This is a genomic window from Enterobacter sp. PL1 (assembly GCF_945957325.1).
Lineage (GTDB): Bacteria > Pseudomonadota > Gammaproteobacteria > Enterobacterales > Enterobacteriaceae > Enterobacter > Enterobacter roggenkampii.
The window spans coordinates 1-352 of the sequence record NZ_CAMFKT010000113.1; the positions used below are offsets into that span (position 1 = coordinate 1).

The 352-nt window shown below is 48.3% G+C and carries 2 tRNA genes; both read right to left on the reverse strand.

Going from position 1 to position 352, the window contains the following annotated elements:
- Positions 1-108 precede the first annotated feature (108 nt).
- Positions 109-184 (reverse strand) — tRNA-Ala (locus tag N6P30_RS24500).
- Between the two features lie 43 nt (positions 185-227).
- A tRNA-Ile gene (locus N6P30_RS24505) sits at positions 228-304 on the reverse strand.
- Positions 305-352: the final 48 nt, after the last annotated feature.

Sequence of the window (352 nt, forward strand, 5' to 3'; positions counted from 1 at the left end):
AAGATGTGTCGTTTCAATTTTCAGCTTGATCCAGATTTTTAAAGAGCAAAACTTCGCAGTGCACCTTTTCAGGTTCACTCTGAAGTTTTCTTGGGTTCGCAGTAAAGATGGTGGAGCTATGCGGGATCGAACCGCAGACCTCCTGCGTGCAAAGCAGGCGCTCTCCCAGCTGAGCTATAGCCCCATCGTTTTGCAATCTCTGTACCGCTCATCCTTTAAAAGGAGTTTGGTAGGCCTGAGTGGACTTGAACCACCGACCTCACCCTTATCAGGGGTGCGCTCTAACCACCTGAGCTACAAGCCTGCAGAGATTTTTACTGCTGTTTTTCATCAGACAATCTGTGTGAGCACT